The organism is Rhodococcus sp. D-6, assembly GCF_040256695.1.
In the GTDB taxonomy this organism is placed as follows: domain Bacteria; phylum Actinomycetota; class Actinomycetes; order Mycobacteriales; family Mycobacteriaceae; genus Rhodococcus; species Rhodococcus pyridinivorans.
Map to the genome: position 1 here is coordinate 964,947 of NZ_CP132970.1, position 16,012 is coordinate 980,958.

General features: G+C 69.3%; 12 protein-coding genes and 2 tRNA genes. 11 read left to right on the top strand and 3 right to left on the bottom strand.

Annotated elements, in window-relative coordinates; genetic code table 11:
• The first annotated feature begins 21 nt into the window (after nucleotides 1-21).
• The 3 genes from RBB84_RS04600 to selB all read left to right on the top strand — a co-directional run bounded on the left by RBB84_RS04600 (nucleotide 22) and on the right by selB (nucleotide 3,195).
• A tRNA-Sec gene (locus tag RBB84_RS04600) sits at nucleotides 22-116 on the top strand.
• 32 nt (nucleotides 117-148) lie between these two features.
• Complete coding sequence (gene selA, locus RBB84_RS04605; protein ID WP_064060701.1) at nucleotides 149-1,453, top strand: L-seryl-tRNA(Sec) selenium transferase; 1,305 nt, start codon at nucleotides 149-151, stop codon at nucleotides 1,451-1,453.
• Nucleotides 1,453-3,195, top strand: a complete 1,743-nt coding sequence (selB, locus tag RBB84_RS04610) for a selenocysteine-specific translation elongation factor (RefSeq protein ID WP_064256402.1) — start codon at nucleotides 1,453-1,455, stop codon at nucleotides 3,193-3,195. Before selA ends, selB begins: the two co-directional genes overlap by 1 nt.
• Nucleotides 3,196-3,298: 103 nt before the next feature.
• On the opposite strand, the gene gdhA is transcribed toward selB, so the two are convergent.
• From gdhA to RBB84_RS04625, 3 genes are all read right to left on the bottom strand, one after another.
• On the bottom strand, nucleotides 3,299-4,642 hold the full coding sequence (gene gdhA, locus RBB84_RS04615; protein ID WP_019289021.1) for an NADP-specific glutamate dehydrogenase: 1,344 nt from the start codon (nucleotides 4,640-4,642) through the stop codon (nucleotides 3,299-3,301).
• A gap of 201 nt (nucleotides 4,643-4,843) precedes the next feature.
• Nucleotides 4,844-4,917 (bottom strand) — tRNA-Arg (locus RBB84_RS04620).
• Between the two features lie 62 nt (nucleotides 4,918-4,979).
• Nucleotides 4,980-5,636 (bottom strand): DedA family protein, encoded by a 657-nt coding sequence (locus RBB84_RS04625; protein ID WP_024100551.1) that lies wholly within the window; start codon nucleotides 5,634-5,636, stop codon nucleotides 4,980-4,982.
• A 249-nt stretch (nucleotides 5,637-5,885) separates the two neighbouring features.
• Here RBB84_RS04625 and RBB84_RS04630 point away from each other — a divergent pair, with 249 nt between their 5' ends.
• Genes RBB84_RS04630 through RBB84_RS04665 form a run of 8 tightly spaced genes read left to right on the top strand, consistent with a single transcriptional unit; the run spans nucleotide 5,886 to nucleotide 16,011 of the window.
• Nucleotides 5,886-6,770, top strand: a complete 885-nt coding sequence (locus tag RBB84_RS04630) for a xanthine dehydrogenase family protein subunit M (protein ID WP_064256401.1) — start codon at nucleotides 5,886-5,888, stop codon at nucleotides 6,768-6,770.
• A gap of 4 nt (nucleotides 6,771-6,774) precedes the next feature.
• On the top strand, nucleotides 6,775-7,260 hold the full coding sequence (locus RBB84_RS04635; protein WP_019289024.1) for a (2Fe-2S)-binding protein: 486 nt from the start codon (nucleotides 6,775-6,777) through the stop codon (nucleotides 7,258-7,260).
• Complete coding sequence (locus RBB84_RS04640; protein ID WP_064256400.1) at nucleotides 7,260-9,653, top strand: aerobic carbon-monoxide dehydrogenase large subunit; 2,394 nt, start codon at nucleotides 7,260-7,262, stop codon at nucleotides 9,651-9,653. Before RBB84_RS04635 ends, RBB84_RS04640 begins: the two co-directional genes overlap by 1 nt.
• 46 nt (nucleotides 9,654-9,699) lie before the next feature.
• The gene (locus tag RBB84_RS04645; protein WP_064256417.1) at nucleotides 9,700-10,611 is read left to right on the top strand and encodes an XdhC family protein; all 912 of its coding nucleotides are present in this window, start codon (nucleotides 9,700-9,702) and stop codon (nucleotides 10,609-10,611) included.
• 44 nt (nucleotides 10,612-10,655) lie between these two features.
• The gene (locus RBB84_RS04650) at nucleotides 10,656-11,504 is read left to right on the top strand and encodes a MoxR family ATPase (protein ID WP_138845521.1); all 849 of its coding nucleotides are present in this window, start codon (nucleotides 10,656-10,658) and stop codon (nucleotides 11,502-11,504) included.
• Complete coding sequence (locus RBB84_RS04655; protein WP_019289028.1) at nucleotides 11,504-12,754, top strand: VWA domain-containing protein; 1,251 nt, start codon at nucleotides 11,504-11,506, stop codon at nucleotides 12,752-12,754. The genes RBB84_RS04650 and RBB84_RS04655 overlap by 1 nt, the downstream gene beginning before the upstream one ends.
• A 2-nt stretch (nucleotides 12,755-12,756) precedes the next feature.
• Nucleotides 12,757-14,790, top strand: a complete 2,034-nt coding sequence (locus tag RBB84_RS04660; protein WP_037216483.1) for a cytochrome c oxidase assembly protein — start codon at nucleotides 12,757-12,759, stop codon at nucleotides 14,788-14,790.
• A gap of 15 nt (nucleotides 14,791-14,805) precedes the next feature.
• A complete protein-coding gene (locus RBB84_RS04665; protein WP_064256398.1) occupies nucleotides 14,806-16,011 on the top strand; it encodes a lipase family protein in 1,206 nt (401 codons plus the stop codon).
• Nucleotide 16,012 lies beyond the last annotated feature (1 nt).

Below are 16,012 nucleotides of genomic sequence, written 5' to 3' on the forward strand. Positions count from 1 at the left end.
GACTTCGGTTAGGGTGAGCGCGGAGGTGGTTCTCGTCTGGTGACGGTCGCGGTCTTCAAAACCGTTGTGGCCCAGTATCTGGGCTGGGCGGGTTCGATTCCCGTCCGCCTCCGCCAAAAGTTTTCGTCGACCGTGGGATGAGGAGCGCGTGCCGGATCCGAGGCGGGACGTTCCCCGCACCGACCAGGTCCTGGCCGATCCGCGCCTGCGCGAGGCCGTCGACCGGCTCGGCGCCCGACTGGTCAAGCAGACCGTCGTCGCGGCCCAGCAACGGTGCCGCGACGGCGAGATCGGGCCCGATGCCGTCGCCGACGTCGCGGTCGCGTCGCTGCCGCAGCAGGCGACCACCCTGCGCCGCGTCGTCAACGCGACCGGCGTGGTGGTGCACACCAATCTCGGTCGCGCCCCGCTGTCCCGAGCGGCGGTCGAGGCGGTGTCCACCGCGGCGGGCGCCACCGACGTCGAACTCGACCTGGCCACCGGTCGGCGCGGACGGCGAGGACGCGGCGCCCTCGAAGCACTCGCCGAACAGGTACCCGACGCCGGCGGCATCCACGTCGTCAACAACGGTGCCGCGGCTCTCGCCCTGGTCACCCGGGTGCTCACACGCGGTGGTCGCTCGATCGTGATCGCACGGGGCGAACTGGTCGAGATCGGTGACGGCTTCCGGATCCCGGAACTGCTGGAATCCGTGGGCGCGACGCTGCGTGAGGTCGGCACCACCAACCGCGTGCGCCTGAGCGACTACGCCGCGGCCGTCGACGACGACACCGCCTTCGTCCTCAAGGTGCATCCCTCGAACTTCACCGTCAGCGGCTTCACGTCGTCGGTGTCGGTCCGGGAACTCTCCGGACTCGGACCGCCCGTCGTGGTCGACATCGGATCGGGTCTGCTCGCGCCGCATCCGCGGCTGTCGAACGAACCCGACGCCACCACCGCGCTGCGTGCCGGCGCCGACCTGGTGACCGCCTCGGGCGACAAGCTCCTCGGCGGTCCGCAGGCCGGCCTGCTGCTCGGACGGGCCGAACTCGTGGAACGCCTGCGGCGCGACCCGTTCGCGCGGGCGCTGCGCGTCGACAAGCTCACCCTGGCCGCTCTCGAAGCGACCCTGACGGGACCGATGCCACCCGTGGCGTCGGCGCTGGCCTCCCGCCCGGAAGATCTCCGCGCCCGCGCACAGGCGATCTGCGTGGCGCTGCCCTCGGAGTGCCAACCCGAGGTGGTCGACTCCGACGGCGTCGTCGGGGGCGGTGGCGCCCCGGACGTCGTCCTGCCGAGCGTCGCGATCGCCCTGCCCGAACATCTCGCACTCCCGTTGCGGCTCGGTGAGCACCCCGTCGTCGGCCGCGTCGAACGCGGCCGGTTGCTGCTCGACCTGCTCGCGGTCGACCCCGCCGAGGACGGCGAGCTGATCGACGCCGTGACGCGCGTGGCCGCTCGCGAAGGATCCTGATGCAGGTCGTCGCGACCGCCGGTCACGTCGATCACGGCAAGTCGACGCTGGTCGAGGCGCTCACCGGTGCGAACCCGGATCGGCTCGCCGAGGAACGGCGACGAGGACTGACCATCGAGCTCGGCTACTGCTGGACGTCCTGGCCAGAGGTGGGGGAGGTCGCCTTCGTCGACGTCCCCGGGCACGAGCGATTCCTGACGACGATGCTCTCCGGAGTGGGATCGGTCCCGGCCGCGCTGTTCGTGGTGGCCGCCGACGATCCGTGGATGCCGCAGGCGGCCGAACACCTCGCAGCACTCGACGCGCTCCGCGTGCGCCACGCGGTCGTCGCCGTTACCCGGGCCGATCTCGCCGATCCGGGACCCGCGGCCGCGCGGGCCGCGGCGGAGGTCGCCCGCACGAGTCTGGCGGGGGCGCCCGTCGTCGCCGTGAGCGGGCGCACCGGGATGGGCCTCGACGACCTCCGGAGCGCACTGACGACGATGGTCGCCTCGCTTCCGGACCCCGATCCGCAGGCCGACGTCCGGCTCTGGGTGGACCGCCGGTTCACCGTGCGTGGATCCGGAACCGTCGTCACCGGAACCCTTCCCGCGGGCACGGTGCGCGTGGGGGACACCCTCGTGCTGGGGGACACGCCGCTGCGGGTCCGCAGCGTGCAGGCACTCGGTCGCGACCGGAGCGCGGTGAGCGGCGTGGCCAGGGTCGCCCTCAATCTCACCGGCCGGGTCGACGATCTGGGACGGGGCAGTGTGCTCGTCACGCCCGGCGCGTGGCACCACACCACCGTCGTCGACGTTCGGATCAGCGGCGACGACCGGCCGCCCGTCGCTCCGGTGCTGCACATCGGAGCCGCGGACGTCGGTGTCCGGTGCCGTCCGCTGGCAGACGATCTCGTCCGGCTCACCCTCGACCGCCCGCTGCCCCTGCGGATCGGCGACCGCGCGTTGCTGCGCGACCCGGGCCGCCGGATGATCTGGCGAGCCGACGTTCTCGACCCCGATCCACCCCGATTCCGGCGTCGCGGCGCGGCGGCACGCCGCGCGCTGCAACTGGCAGGGGCCGACGGGACGCCGCACCTGGCCGACGAACTCGCCCGCCGCGGACTCCTGCACCGGCAACGGTTGCGACAGTTGGGCATCCCACTCGCACGGGGAGAGCACCTGACGGTCGGGCCGTGGCTCGTCGCACCCGGTCTCGCGAGGACCGTCGCCGACCGGCTGCCCACACTCGTGCAGGCCCATGCCCGCACCCATCCACTGGATCCGGCGGCGCCGTTGACGGTGCTGGCGTCGCAGCTGCGTCTTCCCACACCGGACCTCGTCCGGGCGCTGGTGCGACCTCCGCTCGAAGTGGTCGGGGGGCGGGTGATCGCTCCCGGCGCCGACGGTCTACCGCCGAAGATCCGCAAAGCCGTCGAGCAGGTGCGCCGCGACCTGTCGGCCGCCCCGTTCGCGGCCCCGACCGCCGATCGCCTACGCGAGCTCGGCCTCGACGACCGGGCCCTCGGCGCGGCCGAACGCAGCGGACGGTTGTGGCGGGCGGGCCCGGGCATCGTCCTGTTCCCCGACGCCGCCGACACGGCCGTGGAGCTGCTGGGCGAATTGGACCAGCCCTTCACGACCAGTGCCGCGCGCGAACGCCTGGGAACGACACGGCGGGTGGTCCTGCCGTTGCTCGACCGGCTCGACAAGGCGGGTCGCACACGCCGGCTCCCCGACGACCGCCGCGAGATCGTCCGCTAGAGTCGCCGTCCCCGCACTCTCCGGCGGGACGACCCTTCACCCGAAACGCGAAGTGCAGGTACCGAACTCGTCGGTACCCGCACTTCGCATGAAGAATCGGTCGTCAGATGACGCCCAGTGCGAACATGGCGTCGGCGACCTTCACGAAGCCGGCGATGTTGGCGCCGTGGATGTAGTCGCCCGGCTTGCCGTACTCGGCGGCGGTCTCGACGCAGCGGCCGTGGATGTCGGCCATGATCCCGGCGAGACGCTCGTCGGTGTAGTCGAAGTGCCACGAGTCGCGCGAGGCGTTCTGCTGCATCTCCAGCGCCGAGGTCGCCACACCACCGGCGTTGGCGGCCTTGCCGGGCGCGAAGGCGACTCCGGCGTCGCGGAAGACACTGATGCCGCCCGGGGTGGTGGGCATGTTGGCGCCCTCGGCGACGATCTTCACGCCGTTGTTGACGAGGGTCTTCGCCGAGTCCTCGTCGAGTTCGTTCTGCGTGGCGCACGGCAGTGCGACGTCGCACGGCACGTTCCAGATGTTGCCGCCGGGGAAGAACTCGGCGTCGCCGCGCTCGTCGACGTACTCGGAGATGCGTCCGCGGCGGACCTCCTTGATCTCCTTGAGGAGAGCGACGTCGAGGCCCTTGCGGTCGACGATGTAGCCGGAGGAGTCGGAGCACGCGATCGCGGTGCCGCCGAGCTGGTGGATCTTCTCGATGGCGTAGATCGCGACGTTGCCCGAACCCGAGACGACGGCGGTGCGGCCGTCGAGCGAGGTGCCGGCGGTCTTGGCCATCTCGTTGACGAAGTAGGCCGCGCCGTAACCGGTGGCCTCCTTGCGCACCTGCGAACCACCCCAGGTCAGGCCCTTGCCGGTAAGGACGCCGGACTCGTAGGAGTTGGTGAGGCGCTTGTACTGGCCGAACAGGTACCCGATCTCGCGGCCGCCGACGCCGATGTCACCGGCCGGGACGTCGGTGTACTCACCGATGTGGCGGTGCAGCTCGGTCATGAACGACTGGCAGAAGCGCATGATCTCCTGCTCGGAGCGACCCTTGGGGTCGAAGTCCGAGCCGCCCTTGCCGCCGCCGATGGGCAGGCCGGTGAGGGCGTTCTTGAAGATCTGCTCGAAGCCGAGGAACTTGACGATGCCGAGGTTGACGCTCGGGTGGAAGCGCAGCCCGCCCTTGTAGGGGCCGAGAACGCTGTTGTACTGCACGCGGAAGCCACGGTTGACGTGGACGTTACCCTGATCATCGATCCACGGGACGCGGAAGATGATCTGCCGCTCCGGCTCGCACAGGCGCTCGATCAGACCGGATTCGAAGTATCCGGGGTGCCGCTCGAGCACGACATGCAGAGACTCGAACACTTCGGCCGCAGCCTGGTGGAATTCGGGTTCACCTGCGTTGCGGGCCTTGACCTGCTCGTAGATCTCTTCGATGCGGTCCGATGTCGACACGCCCACCTACCTGACTCTGTGAGGATTCTGTAACACGGGATTTACGACGAGAACTATAGGACGTGGCCCTTAGCATGTGTTAACCCTGCGGCAAGGTGGGATGAGAAACACACGATCCGAACGGCCTGTCTACCGGGCGAAATGCCCAGTTCACCGGTATGATGTGCCGCCCCGCGACGGGTGGTCCGCCGGCGGTCGAGGTGCCCCCGGCAGGACTCGAACCTGCGACCTAGAGATTAGAAGGCTCTTGCTCTATCCAGCTGAGCTACGGAGGCGCGGCCAGAATCTTAGCGGGTGCTCCCCGAGGTCGCCGCACACACCCTCGTACCCGCCGGGGTCAGCGCTCGAGCGTGCTGCCCCGTTCGTCGTCGGGGCTCGATTCGCCCCGCGGAACGTCCACTCGACCGGTCTTGAACCGTTGGATGAGATGGTCGATTCCGACACCCAGGACCACCGCGACGCAGATGGCGACCGCGGCGCCGAACAGCGGCTGCGATTCGAACCAACCGCCGACGAGGCGCCCCACGAACGCCGAGTACAGCGCCCAGGTCGTGCCACCGAGGATCGTGAGCGGCACGAACTTCTGCCGCGGGTAGCGGGTCGCTCCGGCCGTCATGTTCACAGCGATCCGGCCGATCGGGATGTATCGCGCCGTGAGGATCACTGCGGCGCCGCGCTTGTCGAGTCCGCGCCGCGCCCACGCGAAAGCGGCTCGTGCCTTCGGGCGGCGCATCCACCGGAACCGTTCGGTACCGACCTTCCGTCCGATCGCGTACGCGATGTTGTCACCGATGATCGCGCCGAGCGCCGCGAGCACGATGACGATCCACAGGTAAGGACGCCCGGTCGAGCCGGAGAGGGACGACAGGGTCACCAGGACGGTCTCGCTGGGCACCGGTGGGAAGAAGCCGTCGAGGATGCACACGGCGAAGAGCAACGGGTAGACCCACAGGGCTGCGGCCTGGCCGATGATGAATTCGTTGATCACGTCCATGGATCTGTGTGGTGCTCCCGTCGGGTCCGCCGGTCGGCTCCTTCCACGCTATCCGCTCGCGCCGCCGAGGACTCCGGACGACGGCGGCGTTACGGCACACACCGTCGACCGCAAGGGAACGATTCGATTCCGATTCGCCCGTTTCGTCGCATCGATCTCGAGCCGGGTCTACTATGAGCGCACCAAGGGGGAATCGTGGGCGGCTGGTGGGGGAAACCGGTCCGCGCCACCTGATGGCGGGAGTTCTTCATGCAGGTTCCTGGCCCATTCGAGTACGAGCGTGCCACCGGAGTGGATCACGCCGTCGAGTTGCTCGACCGGCACGGAGAGGGGGCCCGGGTCGTCGCCGGCGGGCACAGTCTGCTGCCGATGATGAAACTTCGGCTCGCGAATCCGGAGTATTTGATCGACATCAACGATCTCGCGGACGAACTCGATCACATCGTGTTCGAACCCGGGTCCGTGCGCCTCGGTGCCCTGGTCCGGCACCGCCGGCTTCTCGAATCCGACGAACTCGCCGAGATCTTCCCGATCTTCCGCGATGCCGAGCGCGTGATCGCCGATCCTGTCGTCCGCAATCGTGGAACGCTCGGTGGGTCGTTGTGTCAGGCAGATCCTGCCGAGGATCTGTCCACCGTGTGTGCAGTGCTCGGCGCGACCTGTGTCGTACGCGGACCGGGCGGGGTGCGCGAGCTCGATTTCCACGACTTCCATCTCGGTCCCTACGAGACGGCGGTCGCCCCGAACGAACTGCTCGTCGAGGTGCGGCTGCCGAGGAAGGGCACCGGGGCCAGTGCGTACGAGAAGGTCGAGCGTCGCACCGGCGACTGGGCGGTGGCCGCCGCGGGCGCCGCGCTGTGGATGTCGGACGACGGACGCATCACCGACGCGCGTGTCGGGCTGACGGCGGTGCGCGCCGACGAGGCGGCGCTGTCGAGGGTGTCCGAGCTGTTGCGCGGCTCGCCGGCCTCGGAGGAACTCTTCCGCGAGGCGGGAGCGGCGGCCGCGTCGGCATGCGATCCCGAGACCGATCAGCGCGGCACCGCCGCCTACAAGCGTCACCTCGCATCGGAGTTGACGGTGCGGGTCCTGCGCCAATCCGCCGAACGTCTCGGCGTCACCGAAAGGGTGTGAACCGATGCAGATCTCGATGACGGTCAACGGCGAGAGTGTCACCGCCGACGTCGAACCCCGGACGCTGCTCGTGCACTTCCTGCGCGACCACCTCGGTCTGACCGGAACCCACTGGGGTTGCGACACGAGCAACTGCGGTACGTGTGTCGTCGCCGTGGACGGCGAGCCGGTGAAGTCGTGCACCACGCTGGCGGTCATGGCCGCCGGCCACGAGGTGCTCACCGTCGAGGGACTCGAACGCGACGGTGTCCTCGACCCCGTGCAGGAAGGCTTCGTGCGCTGCCACGGACTGCAGTGCGGCTTCTGCACCCCGGGAATGATGATCACCGCGCGGTCCCTGCTCGACCGCGATCCCGACCCCGACGAGGCGACGATCCGCGAGGCGATCTCCGGGCAGATCTGCCGCTGCACCGGCTACACCACCATCGTCCGGTCGGTCCGGTGGGCCGCCGAACACTCCTCGAAGGCGCAACCCACGGAGGTGTCGTGATGACCGCGGTCGAACCGGACACACGCCCGGAGGAACAGGACAACGATGGCAAGCCGTGCGGACACGGCCGGATGCTGCGCAAGGAGGACCCGCGGTTCGTGCGGGGCCGCGGCAACTACGTCGACGACGTCCGGCTGCCCGGCATGCTGCATCTCGCGGTGCTCCGATCGCCGGTTGCGCATGCGCGCATCAACGGCATCGATACGTCCGCCGCCCTCGCGCACCCGGAGGTGCGGGCGGTGATCACGGGCGCCGATCTGGCAGAGAAGGGGCTCGCCTGGATGCCGACGCTGTCGAACGACGTACAGGCCGTGCTGGCCACCGACAAGGTGCGCTTCCACGGTCAGGAGGTCGCCTTCGTCGTCGCCGACGACCACTACTCGGCGCGCGACGCCCTCGAACTGATCGACGTCGACTACGAGATGCTCGACCCGGTCGTCGACGTGCGCACGGCCCTGTCGCCCGAGGCACCGGTGATCCGGACCGATCTCGACGGCAAGACCGACAACCACTGCTTTGACTGGGAAACCGGCGATGCCGCGGCCACCGACGCGGTCTTCGCGAAGGCCGACGTCGTCACCCGGCAGGAGATCGTCTATCCACGCGTGCATCCCGCGCCGATGGAGACCTGCGGTGCGGTCGCCGATTACGACCGGATCTCCGGGAAGCTGACGCTCTGGTCCACCACACAGGCCCCCCACGCCCATCGCACGCTGTACGCGCTGGTGGCGGGTCTGCCCGAGCACAAGATCCGCGTCATCTCACCCGACATCGGCGGGGGATTCGGCAATAAGGTCCCCATCTACCCCGGCTACGTCGGAGCGATCGTCGCGTCGCTGGTCACCGGTCATCCGGTGAAGTGGATGGAGGACCGCAGCGAGAACCTCATGAGCACCGGCTTCGCACGCGACTACATCATGGTCGGGGAGATCGCGGCGACCAAGGAAGGTCGTATCCTCGCGATCAGGTCCCGTGTCCTCGCCGACCACGGCGCCTTCAACGCCACCGCGGCCCCGGTGAAATATCCGGCCGGCTTCTTCGGTGTGTTCACCGGCAGTTACGACATCGAGGCCGCCTACTCCCACATGACCGCGGTCTACACCAACAAGGCACCCGGCGGCGTCGCCTACGCCTGCTCGTTCCGCATCACCGAGGCCGTGTACTTCGTCGAACGGCTCGTCGACTGCCTCGCCTACGACCTCGACATGGACCCTGCGGAACTGCGCCTGAAAAACCTCCTGCGCCCTGATCAGTTCCCCTACACGAGCAAGACCGGCTGGAAGTACGACTCGGGCGACTACGAGACCACCATGCGCAAGGCCATGGACATCGTCGGCTACGACGAGCTGCGCCGCGAGCAGGCCGAACGCCGCGCACGGGGTGAGCTGATGGGTATCGGCATGTCGTTCTTCACCGAGGCCGTCGGCGCCGGTCCGCGCAAGGACATGGACATCCTCGGTCTCGGCATGGCCGACGGCTGCGAACTGCGTGTCCATCCCACCGGCAAGGCCGTGGTGAGATTGTCGGTGCAGTCCCAGGGGCAAGGACACGAGACGACTTTCGCGCAGATCGTCGCGGAGGAGATCGGCATCCCGCCCGACGACATCGACGTCGTCCACGGAGACACCGACAACACCCCCTTCGGGCTCGGCACCTACGGAAGCCGCTCGACACCGGTGTCCGGCGCGGCCGCCGCGCTGGTAGCCCGCAAGGTGCGCGACAAGGCGAAGATAATCGCATCGGGCATGCTCGAGGTCTCCGTCGCCGATCTCGAATGGGAGAAGGGCACCTTCCGAGTCAAGGGCGACCCGTCGGCGGCGGTCACGATCCAGGACATCGCGATGCGGGCCCACGGCGCCGGCGATCTGCCCGAAGGTCTCGAAGGCGGTCTCGAGGCGCAGATCTGCTACAACCCCGAGAACCTCACCTATCCCTATGGCGCCTACTTCTGTGTCGTCGACGTCGATCCCGGCACCGCGGAGGTGAAGATCCGCCGGTTCCTGGCCGTGGACGACTGCGGCACCCGCATCAACCCGATGATCATCGAAGGGCAGGTGCACGGTGGCATCGTCGACGGGATCGGCATGGCCCTGATGGAGATGATCGCGTTCGACGAGAACGGCACCTGCCTGGGCGGGTCGTTCATGGACTACCTGATCCCCACCGCCCTCGAGGTACCCACGCTCGAGACGGCGTTCACCGTCACTCCGTCACCGCATCACCCGATCGGCGCGAAGGGCATCGGCGAATCCGCCACGGTCGGTTCCCCACCCGCGATCGTCAACGCCGTGGTCGATGCGTTGAAACCCCTCGGCGTCCGGCACGCCGACATGCCGTTGACGCCGTCGCGGGTGTGGGAAGCCATGCAGGGTCGCGCGACCCCGCCGATCTGAGCGACGCGACAGAAGGATTCGAGTGGAACGAGCGGAGTACGAGGACATGGACCTTGCGGTGCGGGCAGCACAGTTGCGCAACGAACGCCGCCCGTTCGTGGAAGCGACCGTCGTACGGGCACAGCCGCCGACGTCCGCGCACTCGGGCGACCGGGCGCTCGTCCACGCCGACGGCACGATCGAGGGGTTCGTCGGCGGACAGTGCACCGAGAACTCGGTGCGCGAAATGTCCCGCACGGTGCTCGAGCGAGGGGAGAGCATGCTCCTACGGGTGCTGCCGGCCGGAGCCGCCGAGTTCCCCGACACCCCGGGGGCGACGATCGCGGTCAACCCGTGCATGTCCGGTGGGGCCACCGAGATCTTTCTCGAGCCGCGGATGCCTGCGCTCGTGGTGGCCGTCTTCGGGGACTCGCCCGTGGCCGACGCCGTGAGCGACTTCGCGCGGCGCGTCGACTACTCGGTGGAACGGATCCGCGGGACGCGAGTGCCTGCCGAGGCGTCGGTGGTGATCGTCGCGAGTCACGGAGGCGACGAGGGGAGTGTGATCCGCGCGGCGCTCGACGCCGGAAGCCGCTATATCGGTCTGGTCGCCAGTCACACCCGTGGCGCCGCGGTGCTCGACGAGGTGGATCCGACCGACGACGAGCGTGCCCACGTGCACACCCCGGTCGGGCTCGATATCGGTGCCCGCACCCCCGCGGAGATCGGACTGTCGATCGTGGCCGACATCGTGCGAGTCGCGCGCAGCGGCAGCCTCACCCGCCCCTCCGAGGAGAGTTGTCGACGCGTCGAGGTGCCGAGGGAGACGGAGTCGAAGCCGCAGACGGCCGTCGACCCGGTGTGCGGGATGACCGTCACGATCACCGAGTCCACCCCGCACCTCGTCGTTGCGGGCCGGACGATGTGGTTCTGCTGCCCGGGTTGCCGCAGTCGCTTCGAGAAGGACGACGTCGCGTGACCGACCCGTCCTCTCCGGGCATCTTCACCGGCGTCGACGACGTGATGGCCAGATTCGACAGCCACGATCACCTACTCGATCAGGGCACCGCCGCCGCCATCCACCTCGCCGTCGCATTGGGGCGACCGCTGTTGCTCGAGGGCGAACCTGGGGTCGGCAAGACCACTGCCGCCAAGGTGCTCGCGCAGATTCTCGGCAGCCCGCTGATCCGGTTGCAGTGCTACGAGGGACTGTCGGTCGCCGAGGCCCTCTACGACTGGAACTACCAACGCCAGTTGCTCGCGATCCGGCTCGCCGAGGCGCGCGGCGACGTTCCCGCCGAAGCCGACCTGTACTCCGAGGAATACCTCCTCGAACGCCCCATCCTGCGCTGCGTCCGCCACCGCGGCGACACACCCGCCGTTCTGCTCGTCGACGAGATCGACCGTGCCGACGACGAATTCGAGGCGTTGCTGCTCGAGTTCCTGGGGGAGTTCGCCGTCACCATTCCCGAACTCGGCACCCTCACCGCGACCCGCCCGCCCGTTGTCGTGCTGACCTCGAATCGGAGCCGCGACCTACACGACGCACTGCGGCGACGTTGCCTGTACCACTGGATCGACTACCCCGACCGCGCCCGGGCGGTGGCGATTCTGCGTCGCACGGTGCCATCGGCGAACCTCGCGCTCGTCGAACGTGCCACAGATTTCGTCGCGGTGGCCCGCGGACTCGATCTCGACAAGGCACCCGGAATCGCGGAGACCATCGACTGGGTATCGGCCCTCGCCGCGCTCGGTGTCACCGACCTCGTTCGGCCTGAAGCGGCGATGTCGCTCGCGGCACTGGCGAAGACTCCCGACGACGGCGACGCGCTGGGGGAGGCGCTGACCCGCTTCGTCTCCACCGAAGTGTAATGAGCGCCGGGCTGCTCCCCGGGGTCGATCACGCCGCCTTCACAGTCGCGTTGGTCGACCGGCTCAGGTCCGCCGGGATCGTGGTCCCGGCGGACGGAGCGGCGACCTTCACGCGCGGCTTGCGTGCGTGTCCGCCAACCACGCGGACTCGGTTGTACTGGACCGCGCGGCTCACCCTCGTCGACCGGTACGAGAGCCTGTCCACCTTCGATACGGTCTTCGACCGGGTGTTCGGCGAGGCACCAGTTCCGCTCGACCCGCACGCCCGTCGCACGGGACCCGAGGACGAAGGCGCGCCGGGGGCGTCGACACCGGACGGACCCAGCCGGCCCATCGGGGTTCCCACTTCCGGGCACGACGTTCCATGGGTCACCAGGACGATCGTCGAATCCGCAGAGGGGGAGCGGGCACCCGGCCGCCCGGGGCGCGAGGTGGCGAGCGCACTGGCCGAGATCGCCGATCAGCGGTTCGACGACCTCGACCCGGCGCAACTCGCACTCCTCGAGACATGGATCGAGGCGGCCGGAGCGCGCTGGGCGATCCGCCGCACCCGCCGCCGGGTGCAACGCCACACCGGACGCGTCGATATCCGCGCGAGCATCGCAGCCTCCCGCGGCACGGGGTTCGAGCCGCTCCGGCTGATCCGCACGCGACCGGGTCGACGCCGGCGGCAGGTCGTCGTGTTCTGCGATGTCAGCCGTTCCATGCGTCCCTACATCGGGGTGTATCTGCATCTCGTGCGTGCGCTCGCCCACACCGGAACGGCTGAGGTCTTCGTGTTCTCCACCACAGCTGCGCGTCTGACGCCGGTCCTCCGGCACCGGTCGGTCGATCAGGCGATCGGCGTCGCCAACGAGCGGGTACGGACGCGGTTCGGAGGCACCCGCATCGCCGGTTCGCTCGCCGAGGTGGTCGCCTCCCATCACGGACACCTGATGCGCGGAGCGATCGTCGTCGTCGCGTCCGACGGTTGGGACAGCGACGATCCCACCGAACTCGCCCACGTCCTGGCCAGGATCCGGCGTCGCGCGCACCGGCTGGTGTGGCTCAACCCCCGGGCCGGGCAGTCCGGTTTCACGCCCTCGACCGGGTCGATGTCCGCCGCGCTTCCACACTGCGACGCGATGGTGGCGGCCGACACACTCGTGGCCCTGCAGCACGCCGTCGACGTTGTTACGTCCACGGATACGGGGGACGGGGGACTCCGACGGCGTGTCGTAGGTCATGGCGTGAACGTCCTACCCTGGTAGGCATGGCAACATCCGAGCTCGCGTCTCCCGCGCAGCCTCCGGCGCCCGCCCCCATGAGGGGAAACCCGCCGGCACTGCTGATTCTCTTCGGCCTCCTCGCCGCCCTCGTCGCGGCGTTCGCGGTCGGACTGTCCGCTGCGCAGGCTCTGGTGTTGCTCGGCATCCCCGATCCCGGTCCGCTCACCACCTACGGTCTCCCGGCGGTCCGCGCGATCTCCGAGATCGCGACGGTCATCACGATCGGCTCGCTGTTCTTCGCCGCCTTCCTCGTGCCCCCGCAGCGGAGCGGGGTACTCGACGTCGGCGGTTATCGCGCCGTGCGGACGGCGGGCGTCGCGGCGACGGTGTGGGCCGTGACAGCGGCGCTGATGGTGCCGCTGACCTTGTCCGACACTTCCGGCAGTCCGCTGAGTGAGGCCATCCGTCCGGAGAACCTGTTCTCGGCGCTCGGTCAGGTGGAGGTCGCGCTGGCCTGGGCCTGGACGACCGTGCTCGCGCTGATCACCGCGCTGCTGACCCGACTCGCAGTGCGCTGGTCGTGGACGCCGTATCTGTTGCTGCTGTCGTTCGTCGCCCTCATGCCGATCGCCCTGACCGGGCACTCCTCGTCGGGTGGTTCGCACGATATGGCGACCAACAGCCTCGTGCTGCACCTCGGCGCGGCGTCCGTCTGGGCCGGCGGGTTGTTCGCGCTGCTCGCCCATTCGATGCGGGGAGGGGAGCACACCGATGTCGCCGCCCGGCGGTTCTCCTTCGTCGCCGGACTCGCGTTCGTCGTGATGGCTGTCAGCGGCGTGATCAACGCCGCGGTCCGCATGTCGTTCGACGACCTGACGACCACCACCTACGGCGGGTTGCTGCTCGCGAAGACCGTCGCGCTGATCCTGCTCGGCATCTTCGGCTGGGCTCAGCGACGCCGGGCGCTTCCGGCCCTCGAAGCCGACCCCACGAGCCGGTCCGCGCTCGTGCGGTTCACCCTCGTCGAAGCGTTCGTCCTCGCCGCGACCATCGGCCTGGCCGTGGGACTCGGCCGCACGCCCCCGCCGCCGCCGGCCTCGGTACCGACGATCCAGGAGGTCGAGCTCGGCTACCAGCTCGACGTACCGCCGTCGTTCGTGAGCCTGTTCTTCGGCCAGTGGCGCTTCGACCTGATCTTCGGCACGGCTGCTCTCGTGTTCGCCGCCGCCTACGCCATCGGTCTGTGGACGCTGCGCAAGCGCGGCGACTCGTGGCCGGTCGGCCGGTCGATCGCTTGGTTCTCGGGTTGCTTCGTGCTGTTCGTCGCCACCAGTTCGGGCGTCGGGATGTACTCGCCGGCGATGTTCAGCGTGCACATGGGCGCGCACATGGCTCTGTCGATGCTCGCCCCGGTGCTCCTTGCGCTCGGCGGGGCGATGACCCTCGCCCTGCGTGCGTTCAAGCCGGCCGGCCGCAACGCCCCTCCCGGACCGCGCGAATGGATCCTCGAGTTCCTGCACAGCCCGCTGTCGCGCTTCTTCACGCATCCGATCGTCGCATCGGTGATGTTCGTCGGCGGTTTCTACGCGTTGTATCTCGGAGGGATCTTCACCGCGTTCATCGACAGTCACACCGCCCACGTCCTGATGAACCTGCACTTCCTGCTCAGCGGCTACCTGTTCTACTGGGTGGTGATCGGCGTCGACCCGTCGCCACGCGACCTTCAGCCCGTGACGAAGCTGGCGATGGTCTTCGGCTCGCTCCCGTTCCACGCCTTCTTCGGCGTGACCCTCATGAGCATGGGCACGGTGATGGCCGAGAGCTACTACCGCGGCCTGGCACTACCGTGGAACTACGACCTGTTCTCCGATCAGAAGGTCGGCGGCAGCATCGCATGGTCGGCCGGCGAGATCCCGCTCGTACTCGTGATGCTCGCCCTGCTCGTCCAGTGGTCGCGCAGCGACCGGCGCACGGCGCGACGTGTCGACCGGGCCGCGGAGCGCGACGACGACGCCGATCTCGCGGCACACAACGCGATGTTCGCCGAGCTGGCGCGCCGCGACCGCGAAGGCCGCTAGCCGCGCCGATCCGACGTGCACATCCTGTCGCGCCGCGGCGAATCGGACGAATACGGACGCCGCGGCCGGACGGTCCGTATCGTCCTCGGCGTGACCCGTACCACGCACGTCCCCGCCCTGCTGCTCGCCGGTGCTCTGGCACTGCTGACGACCGTCGTGTCACCTCCCGCGGTGGGCGCGAACCCGGCGCCGGGAAAGGTTGTCGAGGTCGCCACGCTCGACCCGGAATCGTCCCTGCCCGGGGCGTCCTCGGCTCGCGTCCTCGCCTACACCACGCAGTGGCGCGACGGCACCCCGACCACGGCGACCGGGGCACTGTTCGTCCCTCCCGGCACGCCGCCCGAGGGCGGGTGGCCCGTCGTCGCGTGGGCCCACGGGACCGTCGGTCTCGACGATTCGTGCGCGCCCTCGCGGTTGCCGCGCACACCGCGCGACACTGCCTATCTCGACCACTGGCTCGGGCAGGGCTATGCCGTCGTGGCAGCCGACTATCCGGGCCTCGGGTCGGGCGGGCTGCACCGCTATCTGGACGGGCAGAGCGCCGCGAACAGCGTCATCGACATCGTGCGGGCGGGACGCGCTGTCGAACCGTCGCTGTCCGACCGCTGGGTCGTGATCGGCCAGTCGCAGGGTGGGCACACCGGTCTGCACACCGCGCACGCTGCGACCACCCGCGCGCCCGAACTGGACTTTCGCGGGACACTCACGACCGGCGCCCCGTCCAACCTCGAGTACCTGTTCCCGCTCGGATTCCCGGGCTTCCCCGACCTCGGTCTCGACGGGCTCACGGCGTTCGCCGCCTACATCTTCGCGGGTCTGCGCGACGCCGATCCTTCCCTGGACGTCGACGGATACCTCACTCCCCTCGGTCGCGAGGTGGTCGACGCCGCCGAGCGACTCTGTTACGACGAGCTGATGGACCGCTACGGCGAGATCGGCATCGGCGAGGTCCTCGCCCGTCCGCTGAGCGACGACCGGTTCCGCGCCGCCTTCACCGACTATGTCGCGGTGCCGACCCGTGGTTACGACCGGCCACTGTTCCTCGCGCAGGGTCTGCGCGATACGACGGTGCCCGCGCCGCTCGCGTTCGAACTGATCGGGGACCTGTGGGCCGGGGGCGCGAACGCGCAGTTCCGGACGTACCCGACGGGGCATTCGGAGACGATGTTCGCGTCGCTGCCCGACACGACAGGCTTCGTCGCGGAGCTGCTGCGGCGCTGAC

What these genes read in the sequence shown, in the direction of transcription:
- selB (WP_064256402.1), top strand. Translation starts at nt 1,453, where the DNA reads ATGCAGGTCGTCGCGACCGCCGGTCACGTCGATCACGGCAAGTCGACG.
- RBB84_RS04625 (WP_024100551.1), bottom strand. Translation starts at nt 5,636, where the DNA reads ATGGACGTGATCAACGAATTCATCATCGGCCAGGCCGCAGCCCTGTGG.
- RBB84_RS04630 (WP_064256401.1), top strand. Translation starts at nt 5,886, where the DNA reads ATGCAGGTTCCTGGCCCATTCGAGTACGAGCGTGCCACCGGAGTGGAT.
- RBB84_RS04635 (WP_019289024.1), top strand. Translation starts at nt 6,775, where the DNA reads ATGCAGATCTCGATGACGGTCAACGGCGAGAGTGTCACCGCCGACGTC.
- RBB84_RS04640 (WP_064256400.1), top strand. Translation starts at nt 7,260, where the DNA reads ATGACCGCGGTCGAACCGGACACACGCCCGGAGGAACAGGACAACGAT.
- RBB84_RS04645 (WP_064256417.1), top strand. Translation starts at nt 9,700, where the DNA reads ATGGACCTTGCGGTGCGGGCAGCACAGTTGCGCAACGAACGCCGCCCG.
- RBB84_RS04650 (WP_138845521.1), top strand. Translation starts at nt 10,656, where the DNA reads ATGGCCAGATTCGACAGCCACGATCACCTACTCGATCAGGGCACCGCC.
- RBB84_RS04655 (WP_019289028.1), top strand. Translation starts at nt 11,504, where the DNA reads ATGAGCGCCGGGCTGCTCCCCGGGGTCGATCACGCCGCCTTCACAGTC.
- RBB84_RS04660 (WP_037216483.1), top strand. Translation starts at nt 12,757, where the DNA reads ATGGCAACATCCGAGCTCGCGTCTCCCGCGCAGCCTCCGGCGCCCGCC.